Origin of the sequence: Arthrobacter sp. Soil764, assembly GCF_001428075.1 — a bacterium.
Lineage (GTDB): Bacteria > Actinomycetota > Actinomycetes > Actinomycetales > Micrococcaceae > Arthrobacter.
Window position 1 is genome coordinate 46,349 of record NZ_LMSI01000024.1, and the last position, 13,639, is coordinate 59,987.

General features: G+C 66.4%; 14 protein-coding genes and 1 tRNA gene. 7 read left to right on the top strand and 8 right to left on the bottom strand.

Annotated features, from left to right (window positions below; all coding sequences use genetic code 11):
* Positions 1-117: 117 nt before the first annotated feature.
* Together radA and ASG86_RS17930 are read right to left on the bottom strand one after the other, a co-directional pair.
* Positions 118-1,491, bottom strand: a complete 1,374-nt coding sequence (gene radA / locus ASG86_RS17925; protein ID WP_056337626.1) for a DNA repair protein RadA — start codon at positions 1,489-1,491, stop codon at positions 118-120.
* Positions 1,492-1,520: 29 nt separating this feature from the next.
* The gene (locus ASG86_RS17930; protein WP_056337629.1) at positions 1,521-2,648 is read right to left on the bottom strand and encodes an FUSC family protein; all 1,128 of its coding nucleotides are present in this window, start codon (positions 2,646-2,648) and stop codon (positions 1,521-1,523) included.
* A gap of 251 nt (positions 2,649-2,899) precedes the next feature.
* On the opposite strand from ASG86_RS17930, the gene pstS reads away from it, so the two are divergent.
* The 5 genes from pstS to ASG86_RS17955 all read left to right on the top strand — a co-directional run bounded on the left by pstS (position 2,900) and on the right by ASG86_RS17955 (position 7,596).
* Positions 2,900-4,021, top strand: a complete 1,122-nt coding sequence (gene pstS, locus ASG86_RS17935; protein WP_056337631.1) for a phosphate ABC transporter substrate-binding protein PstS — start codon at positions 2,900-2,902, stop codon at positions 4,019-4,021.
* Positions 4,022-4,124: 103 nt separating this feature from the next.
* Positions 4,125-5,057, top strand: a complete 933-nt coding sequence (gene pstC, locus ASG86_RS17940; RefSeq protein WP_056337635.1) for a phosphate ABC transporter permease subunit PstC — start codon at positions 4,125-4,127, stop codon at positions 5,055-5,057.
* Positions 5,058-6,170, top strand: coding sequence for a phosphate ABC transporter permease PstA (gene pstA / locus ASG86_RS17945; protein ID WP_056337638.1), 1,113 nt, complete (start codon positions 5,058-5,060; stop codon positions 6,168-6,170).
* A 92-nt stretch (positions 6,171-6,262) separates the two neighbouring features.
* Positions 6,263-7,042, top strand: a complete 780-nt coding sequence (pstB, locus tag ASG86_RS17950) for a phosphate ABC transporter ATP-binding protein PstB (protein ID WP_018770927.1) — start codon at positions 6,263-6,265, stop codon at positions 7,040-7,042.
* Positions 7,043-7,134: 92 nt separating this feature from the next.
* Positions 7,135-7,596: a hypothetical protein gene (locus tag ASG86_RS17955; RefSeq protein WP_056337641.1), complete on the top strand. Its 462-nt coding sequence runs from the start codon at positions 7,135-7,137 to the stop codon at positions 7,594-7,596.
* Positions 7,597-7,718: 122 nt separating this feature from the next.
* On the opposite strand, the gene ASG86_RS17960 is transcribed toward ASG86_RS17955, so the two are convergent.
* The 4 genes from ASG86_RS17960 to ASG86_RS17975 all read right to left on the bottom strand — a co-directional run bounded on the left by ASG86_RS17960 (position 7,719) and on the right by ASG86_RS17975 (position 11,060).
* Positions 7,719-8,126 (bottom strand): hypothetical protein, encoded by a 408-nt coding sequence (locus ASG86_RS17960; protein ID WP_056338164.1) that lies wholly within the window; start codon positions 8,124-8,126, stop codon positions 7,719-7,721.
* Between the two features lie 250 nt (positions 8,127-8,376).
* Positions 8,377-9,387 (bottom strand): inorganic phosphate transporter, encoded by a 1,011-nt coding sequence (locus tag ASG86_RS17965; protein ID WP_056337644.1) that lies wholly within the window; start codon positions 9,385-9,387, stop codon positions 8,377-8,379.
* Between the two features lies 1 nt (position 9,388).
* Positions 9,389-10,006, bottom strand: a complete 618-nt coding sequence (locus ASG86_RS17970; protein ID WP_056337647.1) for a DUF47 domain-containing protein — start codon at positions 10,004-10,006, stop codon at positions 9,389-9,391.
* A gap of 394 nt (positions 10,007-10,400) precedes the next feature.
* Entirely contained in the window at positions 10,401-11,060 is a 660-nt protein-coding gene (locus tag ASG86_RS17975) for a hypothetical protein (protein ID WP_056337650.1), read from the bottom strand.
* A gap of 211 nt (positions 11,061-11,271) precedes the next feature.
* On the opposite strand from ASG86_RS17975, the gene ASG86_RS17980 reads away from it, so the two are divergent.
* A tRNA-Lys gene (locus tag ASG86_RS17980) sits at positions 11,272-11,344 on the top strand.
* 71 nt (positions 11,345-11,415) lie between these two features.
* Here the strand turns inward: ASG86_RS17980 and ASG86_RS17985 are convergent.
* Together ASG86_RS17985 and ASG86_RS17990 are read right to left on the bottom strand one after the other, a co-directional pair.
* The gene (locus ASG86_RS17985; protein ID WP_235565222.1) at positions 11,416-11,979 is read right to left on the bottom strand and encodes a M23 family metallopeptidase; all 564 of its coding nucleotides are present in this window, start codon (positions 11,977-11,979) and stop codon (positions 11,416-11,418) included.
* Between the two features lie 84 nt (positions 11,980-12,063).
* The gene (locus ASG86_RS17990; RefSeq protein WP_056337657.1) at positions 12,064-12,405 is read right to left on the bottom strand and encodes a YciI family protein; all 342 of its coding nucleotides are present in this window, start codon (positions 12,403-12,405) and stop codon (positions 12,064-12,066) included.
* Between the two features lie 139 nt (positions 12,406-12,544).
* On the opposite strand from ASG86_RS17990, the gene ASG86_RS17995 reads away from it, so the two are divergent.
* Positions 12,545-13,558, top strand: a complete 1,014-nt coding sequence (locus ASG86_RS17995; RefSeq protein ID WP_056337659.1) for a LacI family DNA-binding transcriptional regulator — start codon at positions 12,545-12,547, stop codon at positions 13,556-13,558.
* Positions 13,559-13,639 lie beyond the last annotated feature (81 nt).

A 13,639-nucleotide genomic window follows, 5' to 3' on the forward strand; every position in this document is an offset into this window, starting at 1 on the left:
CCCCAGCGCAGAAACCAAAAGCCGCCGTTTGCAGGACGGCCTGGCACCAACAGTACCCGCCGGGAGTGCGTCAGCGGCAAGGGCTTTGCGGGCGCGTGCCCTGGCGAGCCCGTTCTGCTAGCCGATTAGAAGGCTGAGCGCTTCGGTCAGGTGCTCAACTTCGCGGACCGAGAAGCCTGCCGGAACCGGGCCCGGTCCGGTGTGGCTGGCTGGAACCACGGCGTGGGTGAATCCCAGCCGGTGCGCCTCCTGGATGCGCTGGTTGATGCCCGGGACCGGCCGGACCTCCCCGGCGAGCCCCACCTCGCCAAAGGCAATCAGCCGGATGGGCAGGGGCTTGCGGGCCTTGGCCGAGGCGACGGCGAGGGCCACGGCGAGGTCCGTGGCCGGTTCACTGAGTTTCACGCCGCCCACGGTGGCAACATAGGAATCATCCTTGTGCAGAAGGGTCCCCGCCCGTTGCTGCAGCACGGCAAGGAGCATGGATACGCGTGAACTGTCCAGCCCGCTGGTGGCCCGCCGGGGCTGTGAGTTGGGGCTTTCGGCGAGCAGTGACTGCACCTCCGCCAGCAGGGGGCGTCGGCCCTCCATGGTGACCGTGATGCAGGTTCCGGAAACCGGCTCCTTGGTGCGGCTGACAAAAAGCCCGCTGGGATCGGCCAGTCCCTCAATGCCGTTCTCATTCAGGTCGAAGCAGCCCACGTCGTCCGTGGGACCGTACCGGTTCTTGACGGCCCTGAGCAGCCGCAGCCTGGAATGCCGCTCGCCCTCGAACTGGCACACTACGTCCACCAGGTGTTCCAGCAGCCGCGGCCCGGCGATGGAACCGTCCTTGGTGACGTGGCCCACCAGCAGGGTGGTCATGTTCCGGCGCTTGGCTGCGGCAATGATGGATGCAGCCACTTCACGGACCTGGGACACGCCGCCGGCGCTGCCGTCAACGTCCGCGCTGCTGAGGGTCTGCACTGAGTCCACGATCAGCAGCCGGGGTTCGATCTTCTCCACCTGCCCCAGCGCCTGCCCGAGGTCCGTCTCCGCGGAAAGGTACAGCGATTCGGCGACGGCATCGATCCGCTCCGCCCGCAGCTTCACCTGGGCGGCCGACTCTTCGCCGGTGACATAGAGGACGTCCTGGGCAGTCCGTGCGAACTTGGCGGCAACGTCCAGGAGCAGGGTGGACTTGCCCACCCCAGGCTCGCCGGCCAGCAGGATGACGGCGCCGGGAACCAGGCCGCCGCCCAGCACCCGGTCCAGCTCATCCACCCCGGTTGGCAGGAAAGCCGCGGTGGTGGCGTCCACGTCCGCTATCCTGCGGGCGGGCTCCACGACTGTTGTGGCCGCCGTCGTCCGCGCCACCGCAGCGCCCGTTTCCTCAACCGTTCCCCACGCCTGGCATTCGCCGCAGCGACCCACCCATTTGACGGTGGTCCAGCCGCATTCGGCGCATTTGTATGCGGGCGCCTTGGAGGCCCGGGAAGTCTTTGTTGCCATGCGTCCAACCCTAGTGGCGGGCACTGACATTACAGTGCGGGCAGTACGTCCCTGGCTTCGTCCGCGTCCATGCCCGTAGCTTCCAGCAGGTCCACCATCAGGGGCCGGAACAGCATCACCACCGTTTCACCCTCCAGCCGCTGCACCTCCAGCAGCTTGGGGTGCAGGCGCAGGGCGATCTCGCTCAGGTCGCGCCGGGCAGTGCGCAGGTGGGCGCGGCGGACGCCGTCGTGCGATTCCGCAAGGCCCAGCGAAAGCTCGTCAATCGCGGCAGCGGTCTCCTGCAGCACCTCCGCAATGCTGTCCGTCGCCTCATCCGAGAGGGCGGCGTGGTTGATGGCGCTGGTCAGCCGCCGCGCAAATACGCGGCTGTTGCGCAGCGCAAGGTCGATGAAGTCCAGCGACTGCTTGAGCCTGTCCAGCTCATCCCGGTGCCGGCGGTAGGCAGGTGCCAGGGTGGCCACTTCGCCGGAGGCGCGCAGGGACTGGCGCATGGTGTCCACCAGGGGCTGGCAGTTCCTGCCCCGGATGAGCGCGTGCCAGGCCTGCGTGGAGTCGCTGTTGACCAGGGCCCCGGCGCACTCCCGCAGCACTTCCGCCAGTTCATGCAGCAGTTTCTGGACGTCGCGTCGCGGCTCCCGGCGCGGATCCTTGGGCATGAGGATGGTCACCAGCAGCGCGAAAAGCCCACCCACCACGGCGTCGATGCTGCGGGTGAACGGGCCGCCCGCGGGCGCGGGGAGCAGCACCACCAGCAGCGACTGCAGGGCCAGCTGGGTGGTGAAGATGTTTCCGCTGTCCAGGAACCGCGCCAGCAGGATGGAGAACAGAAGAACGACGGCGGCCACCCAGATGTCGCCGCCCAGCCAGTGCAGGAGGAGGTCACCCACGGCGATCCCGATGGTGCAGCCCAGGCCGACTTCCATGACGCGCCGCAACCGCGGCTCCCGGGAAAATCCGAGCGCGATCAGCGAGGAGGTAGCGGCGAACAGCGGCCCGTGGTGGCCCAGGATCTTCTCGGCGAATGCGTAGGCACCCACCGCGCAGACTGTCATCTGGATGGCGGGGACGAAGGAGTTGCGGCTGCGGATCAACCCGGTCCGGACGCGGCTGCGCAGGAACCGCCTGCTTGCTGAAAGTCCTGATGGGATGGCCATGGGTTCAAGTGTATTCAGTGGCGGTGGAGCACCCGGGGCAGGCCACTACGGCCGGACATGTGATCGGCGCAATGGTGACCCGGCATTTGTCAGCCAATATCCCGCCGTCGTTAATCCTCCGTTCACTTTGTACCGCCCATCCCGTTACCTGCGGCCCATAACTTACTTGAAGGTACACAACGTACGCATCGCGCAGCAGGGTTCTGACGTCCCTGTCCCGCACCTGAATAACCCTGGAAGGGGTACATCTAGTGAAGGCACTTCGCTTCGGCCGCCACGCGGCTATCGCTGTCATCGCAGCCGGCGCACTCGCGCTCAGCGCCTGCGGTTCAGACAACGCCACGGGCACCGCGCCTGCCGGCAGCCAGTCCGCCGGCGGCACCAAGGTCACCGGTACCCTGACCGGCATCGGGTCCTCCGCCCAGGGCGCCGCCATGGACGCCTGGAAGACCAACTTCGCTTCCGCCAACTCCGGCGCCACCGTGCAGTACTCCCCGGACGGCTCCGGCGCAGGCCGCAAGGCCATCCTGGACGGCTCGGCCCAGTTCGCCGGCTCGGACGCCTACCTGAAGGATGACGAATACGCGTCCTCCAAGTCCGTTTGCGGCCCCGACGGCGCCCTCAACGTCCCGGTGTACATCTCCCCGATCGCCGTTGCCTTCAACGTCCCCGGCGTCACCGACCTGAAGCTGGACGCCACCACCGTGGCCAAGATCTTCCGCGGCCAGATCGCCAAGTGGAACGACCCCGCCATCGCAGCCCTGAACGCGGGCGTCTCCCTTCCTGATCTCAAGGTCACCCCGGTGAACCGCTCCGACGACTCGGGCACCACCCAGAACTTCACCGACTACCTGGCCGCCGCGGCCTCCGACGTCTGGACCGACAAGGCCGCCGGCATCTGGCCTGCCAGCCTCCAGGGTGAAAACGCCAAGGGAACCTCCGGAGTGGTCAAGACCGTGACGGACACCCCCGGTGCCGTGACCTACGCTGATGACTCCGCCGTGAGCGGCAAGCTGGGCGTGGCACAGATCAAGGTGGGCGATTCCTTCACCAAGATCTCCGCCGACGCCGCTGCCAAGGCCGTGGACGCAGGCAAGCCGGTTGAAGGCCGCGCCGCCAACGACCTCTCCATCAAGCTGGACCGCAAGACCACCATCGCCGGCGCCTACCCGATCGTCCTGGTGTCCTTCCACATCCTGTGCACCACCTACGACAAGCAGGAGACCGTCGACCTGGTCAAGGGCTTCGAGCACTACGTAGTTTCGGCTGAAGGCCAGAAGGCCGCAGCAGAGTCGGCCAAGTCCGCTCCGCTGTCCTCCGACTTGGCAGCCAAGGCTGCCAAGGCCATCGACTCGATCAAGGTCAAGTCCTAGCCAGTGCCGTAAACCGGGTTCCCCGCCTGCCGGAAGGCAGTGCGGGGAACTTGGCTTTGCACCCGCATCCCCAGTCCAGCAAAACGAATCGAAGGGCCGTCGAATGACCGCCACCCCCTTGACCAGTACCCAGGGCGCCGGGCGCGCCGGGGACAAAGTCTTCTCCGGCGCCACGCTGGCCGCCGGGTGCCTGATCCTCGCCGTCCTGTTCGGCGTCGCACTCTTCCTGGTCGTCCAGGCAATTCCCGCGCTCACCGCGCCCGCCGACAAAATCCAGGGCGGCCAGGGCTTCTTTGCCTACATCTGGCCAATCGTCATCGGTACGCTCATCGCCGCTGCCATTGCACTGGTAATCGCCACCCCCATCGCCATTGGCGTGGCGCTGTTCATCTCGCACTTCGCACCGCGCGGCCTGGCCTCCGGACTCGGCTACGTGGTGGACCTGCTCGCCGCCATCCCGTCCGTGGTCTACGGCGCCTGGGGTGCCGCGTTCCTGGCCAAGGAGATTTCGCCGGCCTACGGCTGGCTCGCGGCCAACATGGGCTGGCTCCCCATCTTCCAGGGGCCCGCCTCCACCACCGGCAAGACCATCCTCACCGCGGGCATCGTCCTGGCGGTCATGGTCCTGCCGATCATCACCTCGCTGTCCCGGGAAATTTTCCTGCAGACCCCCAAGCTGCATGAAGAAGCCGCACTGGCGCTGGGCGCCACCCGCTGGGAAATGATCAAGATGGCGGTGCTGCCCTTCGCCCGTCCGGGCATCATCAGCGCCGTCATGCTGGGCCTGGGCCGCGCGCTGGGCGAAACCATGGCCGTTGCCCTGGTGCTCTCCTCCGGTGCCCTGACCGCAAGCCTGATCCAGTCCGGCAACCAGACCATCGCTGCCGAGATTGCCCTGAACTTCCCCGAAGCCAGCGGCCTCAAGGTCAGCACGCTGATCGCCGCCGGCCTGGTGCTGTTCATCATTACCCTGGCCGTGAACATGATCGCCCGCTGGGTCATCACCCGGCACAAAGAATTTTCGGGAGCCAACTAAATGACCTCCACCCTTACCCCCGTCCGCAGCAAGCGGTCGGCGCTCACCAAGGGCCAGCTGCCCAAGTACGCACCCTATGCCGTACTTGCTGCCGCCCTGATCATCGGCGCCGCCATCCTTGCCCTGGTGGGTTTCAACCCGTTCGGCTGGGGAGTGGTCTCCGCCATCCTGTTCGCGGTGGGACTGGTGTCCTGGAGCGCTGCCGTGGAAGGCTCCCGCAAGGCCAAGGACAAACTGGCCACCTGCCTGGTGGTGGGTTCGTTCCTGGTGGCGCTGCTGCCCCTGGTTTCGGTGATCTGGACCGTGCTGGTCAACGGCATCCCCGGGCTCCTGGACCCCGGATTCCTCACCACCTCAATGAACGGCGTGACGGGCGCCTTCGACAACAAAGCTGTGGAGAGCGGCGGTCCGGTAATGGGCGGCATCTACCACGCCCTCCTGGGAACCGTGCAGATCACGCTGCTGGCCACCGTCATCTCCGTTCCCGTGGGGCTGCTCACCGCCATCTACCTGGTGGAGTACGGCCACGACGGACGCCTGGCCAAGGCCATCACGTTCTTCGTGGACGTCATGACCGGCATTCCTTCCATCGTGGCCGGCCTGTTCGCTGCCGCGTTCTTCTTCGCAGTGGTGGGTCCGGGCACCAAGACCGGTGCCGTGGCCGCCGTCGCGCTGTCTGTGCTGATGATCCCCGTGGTGGTCCGCTCCAGCGAGGAGATGCTCAAGATCGTCCCCAACGAACTCCGGGAGGCCGCCTACGCCCTGGGCGTGCGCAAGTGGCGGACCATCCTCAAGGTGGTTATTCCGACGGCGATCTCCGGCATTGCGTCCGGCGTCACCCTGGCGATCGCCCGGGTCATCGGCGAGACTGCGCCCATCCTGGTCACCGCGGGCTTTGCCACCAGCATCAACTCGAACGTGTTCGGCGGCTGGATGGCTTCGCTGCCCACGTTCATCTACACCCAGATCCTCAACCCCACCTCGCCGTCCAACCCGGACCCCTCCTCACAGCGGGCATGGGGCGCGGCGCTGGTGCTGATCATCCTGGTGATGGTCCTGAACCTGGCGGCCCGCCTGATCGCCAGGATCTTCGCCCCCAAGACCGGCCGCTGACCAGGGCGCCCTGAAACCAGGCCGTACCCGCCTTCCGCCTTCCCGCGGCGGCTCCTAGACTTCAATCCATACCCAGCAAGTGAAGGAACACCATGTCTAAGCGCATCGACGTAAAGGACCTGAACGTGTACTACGGCGATTTCCTTGCCGTGGAGGACGTCAGTATCAACATCGAGGCCAAGTCCGTTACCGCGTTCATCGGACCCTCCGGTTGCGGAAAGTCCACCTTCCTCCGCACCTTGAACCGCATGCACGAGGTCATCCCCGGCGCCCGGGTTGAAGGTGAGGTCCTCCTGGACGGCGATAACCTCTACGGCCCCGGCGTGGATCCCGTGACCGTGCGCTCGCAGATCGGCATGGTGTTCCAGCGCCCCAACCCGTTCCCCACCATGTCCATCCGGGACAACGTGCTGGCCGGCGTCAAGCTGAACAACAAGAAGATCTCCAAGGGTGAGGCCGACGTCCTGGTGGAGCGCTCGCTCAAGGGCGCCAACCTGTGGAACGAGGTCAAGGACCGGCTGGAGAAGCCAGGTTCCGGCCTTTCCGGCGGCCAGCAGCAGCGGCTCTGCATTGCCCGCGCCATCGCCGTGGAGCCCCAGGTGATCCTCATGGACGAGCCCTGCTCCGCCCTGGACCCCATCTCCACCTTGGCCATTGAGGACCTGATCAATGAGCTCAAGGACCAGTACACGGTGGTGATCGTGACCCACAACATGCAGCAGGCCGCCCGCGTCTCCGACAGGACGGCATTCTTCAACATCGCGGGCACCGGCAAGCCGGGCAAGCTGATCGAATATGGGGACACCCACACCATCTTCAGCAACCCGGTCCAGAAAGCCACCGAGGACTACGTCTCTGGCCGTTTCGGGTAGGCATCGCCCCCGTTGGCGATCTACTGGCCGACTTAGTACGCTCAGCCAGATACTTACAGAACCAGTAGTAAGCCAGCACAAGGAGTTTTGCCATGACGCAGACGGCCAGCAGCCCCCAGCTTACGGTTTCCGTGCCCGCGCAGGATGCAGCTGCACAGGAAGCGAAAGTGCAGGATTTCGCGCCGGAGGCACAGGGTATTGCCGGCGTCGCTGGCCCCCTTGGCGGCGAACCCCTTGCCGCCATCCCGCTCAGTGCCGTCCCCATTGCCGCCGTTCCCCTTGTCCAGGAGCTCGAACCCGCCCTCGGGCTGGCTGCTGCGGTTATTGAGGAAGAGGGCGATGCCCTGTCGGAGGTGTGGCGCACCAGTTCGCACCTTGAAAGCATGCAGTGGGAACTGGACAGCGCCCAGGAGTCCCTGCGCCAGGCGGTCCGAAATGCCTCCGCTGCGGGAGTGGCGCGTGAAGAGCTCTGCACCGCCGCGAACCTGACGGCCGACGAGCTCACAGCCGTCCTGATGCCCGCATCCGGCGGCCCGGGGGTCATCCAGCTCTGACCAGTGCCTGCCTCACCGGACAGGAGCCCGCGCCAATAACGGAGCTCACTGTGCGGGGACTGCCCTGCGCACTGAGGTGCCCGCTCGCTGCGCAGGGACATGCAGGGAACCTCCTGCCGTGGTCACTCAGGGATTTCCAGCTGGAATCCGCAGTGGCAGCGCAGGACCCGGGTGGGCAGCGACACCGCGTTGAGGCCGCTGCCCGTGGTGCTGGTTCGGTAGCAAAGCCGCTCAACCTCGTGCTCCGCTTCCTCCATTGGATAACCGCAGTGGATGTACTCATCGCCAAAGAGAATCACCTTGGCCATCCAGCGGACCTGGTTCAGGGCGGCCGCGACGTCGGCGGCGAAGGCGCTGTGTTCCTGGAACAGGTTGCAGTCATTGCAGGTGTAGGAGACGGTCACGAGGTCCCCACCGGCGGCGCCAATGGCCATGATGGCGTGGATGGTCAGCTGGTGCCCGGTTCCGCAGGCCTCGCACTGAAGTTGCCGTGGCTGTGGAAGGGGGCGCCGGGAATACGAGGAAGACATGGCGCCTGCCTTTTCCGCGTTGTGCATCCAAGCCGCCGTGTTGCTGCAGCGGCGCATATCCGCAGCCCTGCACGAGGCCCGGACGCCGGTTCCCGGCAACGTTGCCCAGGACCCTTTTTTCGAATCTACGTCACGTCCGTGCCCCTGTACAGGGGAGTTTCGCCCTCCTCTTCGCAGGCTCAACAGGGGCCGGCCAAGGCGGCTGGGGCAACGGGATAGGGGTGAAGACGCCGGGCTGGACGGGTGCCGGCTAGGCAGCGATGGGGGAGAGGGCCAGTGCGAGCACGAAGGCCAGGCCGCAGGTCGCCAGGGGAGTCAGGGCCCAGAGCCACAGGATCCGGATGACCAGTTTGCGGTTCGTCACCGAAAAGTGCTGGTTTTCCCCTGCCCCGAGGGCGCCCGCAGTGACGGTGTGGGTGGTGGAGAGCGGCCAATGGAGCCCGATGGCGCCCACAAAGAGCATCAGTGCGCTGAACGTCTGGGCCACAGATCCGCGCAGCGGGTCGATCCTGGTGATTTTGTATCCGATGGTGTGCGAGATCCGCCATCCTCCGAGGAGTGTCCCGGCAGTCATCATCACTGCGGAGAGCCCTGCCACCCAAAGGGGGATCCCGCCGTCGGAATAGCCTGCCGCCAGGAGGGCCAGCAGCAGCACTGCGCTGACGCGCTGCCCGTCCTGCAGGCCGTGGCCGAAGGCAACGGCTCCGGCTGCCACGGCCTGGCCCCGGCGAAAGCGCTGGTTCACCACATTGGGTTGCGTGTAGCGGGCCACCCACGTGGCCGGATAGACCAGCAGGAAGGAGCCGCTGTAGGCCACGAGCGGGGACAGCACCAGGGGCAGCACCACCTGGAACAGCAGCGACTGGTCCACCCCGGCAACCCCCGGCCCGCCAATCGCCAGGCTGGCAAGGCCGGCGCCCGCGAGGCCGCCCACCAGGGCATGGGTGGAGGATGCGGGAATGCCGCGCCGCCACATCAGCAGGCCCCAGGCGCAGGCGCTCGCCAGCCCGGCCACCAGGATGGCGAGTCCGTCGGGGCCGGCGGGAAGGCTGATCCAGGTCTGGCTGGCCGCGACGGCGAGCAGGGCGCTGAGGAGGGCGCCGATGAAGTTGAAGAACGCGGCAAGGAGCACGCCCACGCTGGGGGTAAGGGCCCGATTCCGCACGGCCAGGGCAACGGAGTTGGACGCATCGCGGAAGCCGTTGAGGAAGGCAAACGCCGCCGCCAGCAGGACCACCGCGGCGAAGATGACTGCCGCCACCTCAGGATTCCTTGACGATGATGCTGCCTACCTGGGTAGCCACCCGGCGCATGTCCTTGGTGACCTCCACCAGCTGGTTGGCGATGTCCCGGTTGCGGGAGTACTGCGCCCATTTCATGTCCGCGATCATGTCCGCCACCCACACCCGGTGGGTCCGCTCGGCACGCTTGGCCAGGCGCAGGATCTCGATCCAGTAGTCCTCGAGGTCATCAAGGTTATTGAGCCTGCACATGGCGTCCACCGTCAGCTCGGCCTGCCGGCTGATGATCTCCAGCTGGTCCGCGGCCCGCTTGGGCAGGCGGTCCAGCTTGTACAGGGCCACCAGTTCCGCGGCGGCATCCATCTTCTCCATCGCCTCGTTGAGGTACCGGGACAGGGCGTACATGTCCTCGCGGGGGAGCGGGTTCACGAAGCTGGTGCGCATGTGGGTCAGCAGGGCGAAATGCAGTTCGGCGGATTTGGCCTCGAGGTTGTGCATGTCCTCCACGAGGTTGCCGTGCTCGTCCGCCGGTACGCCGAGGATCTCGGCCAGGGTGGCGGTGGCCAGCACGATCTGTTGTGCCATCTGCGAGAGCAGGTTCAGCCCTTCGGGCTCCTGGGGAAAAAGGCGCAGCTTCACGTGTTTACCGGTCTCCGGGGACTTATCAAGGCGGGGGTTGCTGCCGTGTGACTTGACTCCGGCGGGCAACTGACGCCTACTCTACCGGCCCATTACGGCAGCCTCTGAATTGGCCCCGGGAAGAGGGCAGAAAAATGGTGCCGAACCGGATACGCCTCTCGGCGGTAGGCCGCTCTAGGCGGCTAATTGTTGAAGCCCGGGGGTTTCGCGGCTCGGCACCGGTTTCAGTCTTCTACTTCACCCGGCCCAAGTCAATCTTGACAGCGGGGCCTTATCCGTCCCGGAAAGCGGATCCGCCGGGGCCCGCAGCAGCTCCAGCAAGGAAGCCCAGTTCAGCAGGCAGCCCGGTCCGGCAAAGCGGCCCGGGCCAGCGAAAAAATTCGGCCAGGAAAGCTCAGTCCAGCTCGCCCAGGCGCCACGCGTTGGCGGCGTGCTCCAGGTCCTCGGCCGTCTTGACCAACTGGTGCGAATTGCGGGTCAGCTTGCTGGCGTGGGCCTCGTTGGCGTGCTCTGCGCCGTCGGCAAGCGTGGCCTGGCCGAGCGCCACCACCCGGCAGAAGGCGGCGGACCGTTCCAGCGCGACGTCGAAATCGCCGTCGAACGCCCCGGAAAGGATGGCATCGGCCATGGTGCGCATTTCCTCTGCACCCGGCGGCTCAGCAGCGCCGGCCACCACGTTGGACACCTGGGCGGTGTCCCGGCCCGCCCGGAAGTACACAGAGATGCGTTCGGGATCCTGGACGGTGGCAGCGCGCAGCGCATAGAGCCGCCACAGGGCGCCGGGAAGGGAGCGGGCGGGGCTCTCGGCCCACATCTCGGCGATGGCTTCCAGGCCCTGCTCGTCGGCGAGCTTTACCAGACGTTGGGTGACGACAGGATCATCGCTGTCCCGGCCATGCCGGACCAGGGCCTGCGCGGCAAGGTGGGCGGCCTCTGAGACGCGGGCGGGATCGGCCCCACCGGCGAAGGGCTCGAAATCCATCGGGGCGAAGGGCTTGGGCTTATGGTGCCGGTTGCTGCCGCCGTATGGACTGGTTCCTGCTTGCTCGCTCATGTCCCCCACGCTACTCCTGTGCGGACGCGGAAATCGAGCATCTGCGGCGCCCGTTGCACGTGCCGCTGAAGGGCGTTTGACGGGGGTTGTCAGTGCACGACGACGGCCCATTGGCCTTGTGCGAAGACGCCGGAACCATGGGTTAGAGTATTAACGTCCAGAAATGGATTGGGCCGGACGGACGGACACAGCGTGTTTGACCGGGCGGCAGGGGCCTTTAGCTCAGTTGGTAGAGCATCGGACTTTTAATCCGTGGGTCGTGGGTTCGAGCCCCACAGGGCCCACCCGCAGGAACCGTGAGGGTCCGCCGCGAAAGCCGGCGGACCCGTTCCATTTAAGTCCCTGCTTTCCGGACTCAGGCGTGAACAATACTTCCGTTGCGCGGCAGGCTGCCCCGGAATGCGATGGGAACGGCGGAAGCCCGTCCGGGATCCGCTGAATCCATTGCCTGCACATGCAGATGAGGTTCCGTGCTGTTGCCGGAATTGCCGCACCGTCCCACCGGATCCCCGCAGTTAACCAACTGGCCCGGCCGCACGCACAGGCTCCCACGCTTCAAATGGCACAGGGCGATGAAGACACCACTGCCCTCGATGATCACGTGGTTGCCTGCAAGCGCCGGCCACCCCTCCCGCAGCCGTTGGGCCTGCGTCGCTGCGTAGCCGATTGACGGAAAGCCGCGGAAGGCAGCGTGGTCCGGCTCCCCGTCGTGGGCGGCCTGCACAATCCCCGAGACGGGAGCCGTCACGGCCCTGCCGAACCCCACGAACTGTTCCGGCGGCTGGGGCCGGAACAGCGCCACAAACGTGATTGGTGCAGACCGCCCGTTCCCGTCTACCGGGGTGAAATCGATGGCGTGGCCCGTGGCGAAGAGCTGTGTGCCGTGGCTGGGTACGCGGTTCGCCGGTGAATTCTGCACCAGCCAAGGGCCTGTGAACGGATATTCCAAGTACACCGCTCCTGCCGGTTTCACCGGCTTGCCTGGTTCACGCGCTTGCCGGGTTCAGCTGGCGGGATCGTATTGGAAAGCCCGCACTTCCTGCGCGCAGCGGCAGGCCGCAGCGATCTTCGCGGCCCAGTGCAGCGCCGCTTCGTAGGTGGGCAGCTCCAGCACCGTGTAGCCGCCTTCGAGCTGTGCCGTCTGGGGGTAGGTGCCTTCGCTGACCGTACCGTCGCCGTCGACCATCACGGGTGGAACGCTCTCATCAATGCCGCCGCCGAAAACCCAAACGCCGGCGTCCTTCGCCTCCTGGACAACTGCGTGCGCCGCGTCCGCCACTGCCTGCAGGCCGCCGTCCGGGATATCCATGGCGCCGCTGGGAAACGAGATCAGATACTTGGTCATTCCGCCGGCTCCTTCATCGCAAAGGCTGGTTCAGCTTCATCCTTCCCACTGCCCGGCTGCCGCGCAAGGATGCGGCAGGACCCGCAACAATGAGCCGCCAGGCGGGGGCCGCAGCGGCTGCAACAGGCACAATAGGCTCATGGCAAAAACCAGCAAGGGCCGGATGCCGCGCCTGGAAGACGTGGCCAAGGTGGCAGGCGTCTCCCACCAGACCGTCTCCCGTGTGGTGAACAACCACCCCAATGTCAGCAAGGCCACCCGGGAAAAGGTGGAGGCGGCCATTGCCGAGCTGGGATACCGGCGCAACACCGCCGCCCGGAGCCTGGTCACGCGGCGCTCGCAGACCATTGGCGTGCTGGCAAGCGAGCTTTCCCAGTACGGCCCGGCGAACACCCTGCTGGGGGTTGAACATGCAGCGCGCAACGCCGGCTACTTCGTCAGCATCGCGGCCCTGCGGGAAGTCAACCGGGATGCCATCTCCAACGCCGTGGGCCACTTCATGGACCAGGCCGTGGACGGGATCGCCGTGCTGGTGCCGCACTCGGACACCCTTGCCGTACTGGAGCAGATGAATCTTCCCGTGCCCGTGGTGGCCGTGGGTTCGGCCGGCAGCGCTTCCGTTAGCGGCGCCATGGTGGACCAGCGGGCGGGCGCCAGGCTCGCCGTCGAACATCTCATCAAGGAGGGCCACCACCAGATCGGGCATATCGCCGGCCCCCCTGACTGGACGGACGGTGCCGAGCGGGCAGCGGGGTGGCGTGCCGCCCTCCGGGAGGCCGGACTGGATGAGTCCCTGCTGGTGGAAGGGGACTGGAGCGCGGGCAGCGGCTACGCGATCGGCCGCAAGCTCGCGTTCGGACGCACGGCCACTGCCATCTTCGTTGGCAATGACCAGATGGCCCTGGGCCTGCTGCGCGCCTTCACCGAAGCGGGGGTCAGGGTGCCCGACGACGTCTCCGTGGTGGGCTTCGACGACCAGCCGGAGGCGGGGTACTTTACGCCTCCGCTGACCACCGTCCGCCAGGACTTCGAGGAGCTGGGACGCCGCTGCATGGACATCATGCTAAAGGAGATCGAGTCCGGCGCCGCCGTGAGCTCCACCGTGGTTCCGCCTGAACTGATCCTGCGCGCCAGCACGGCCGCCCCCGCTTAACCGGGCAGCTTTAGCGGCCCGCACAAGGAGCCCAAAAAATATCTCCATGAATCTGCATCCAAATCCGGGGTTGCGCCGGTA

What these genes read in the sequence shown, in the direction of transcription:
- radA (WP_056337626.1), bottom strand. Translation starts at nt 1,491, where the DNA reads ATGGCAACAAAGACTTCCCGGGCCTCCAAGGCGCCCGCATACAAATGC.
- ASG86_RS17930 (WP_056337629.1), bottom strand. Translation starts at nt 2,648, where the DNA reads ATGGCCATCCCATCAGGACTTTCAGCAAGCAGGCGGTTCCTGCGCAGC.
- pstC (WP_056337635.1), top strand. Translation starts at nt 4,125, where the DNA reads ATGACCGCCACCCCCTTGACCAGTACCCAGGGCGCCGGGCGCGCCGGG.
- pstA (WP_056337638.1), top strand. Translation starts at nt 5,058, where the DNA reads ATGACCTCCACCCTTACCCCCGTCCGCAGCAAGCGGTCGGCGCTCACC.
- pstB (WP_018770927.1), top strand. Translation starts at nt 6,263, where the DNA reads ATGTCTAAGCGCATCGACGTAAAGGACCTGAACGTGTACTACGGCGAT.
- ASG86_RS17955 (WP_056337641.1), top strand. Translation starts at nt 7,135, where the DNA reads ATGACGCAGACGGCCAGCAGCCCCCAGCTTACGGTTTCCGTGCCCGCG.
- ASG86_RS17960 (WP_056338164.1), bottom strand. Translation starts at nt 8,126, where the DNA reads ATGTCTTCCTCGTATTCCCGGCGCCCCCTTCCACAGCCACGGCAACTT.
- ASG86_RS17975 (WP_056337650.1), bottom strand. Translation starts at nt 11,060, where the DNA reads ATGAGCGAGCAAGCAGGAACCAGTCCATACGGCGGCAGCAACCGGCAC.
- ASG86_RS17990 (WP_056337657.1), bottom strand. Translation starts at nt 12,405, where the DNA reads ATGACCAAGTATCTGATCTCGTTTCCCAGCGGCGCCATGGATATCCCG.
- ASG86_RS17995 (WP_056337659.1), top strand. Translation starts at nt 12,545, where the DNA reads ATGGCAAAAACCAGCAAGGGCCGGATGCCGCGCCTGGAAGACGTGGCC.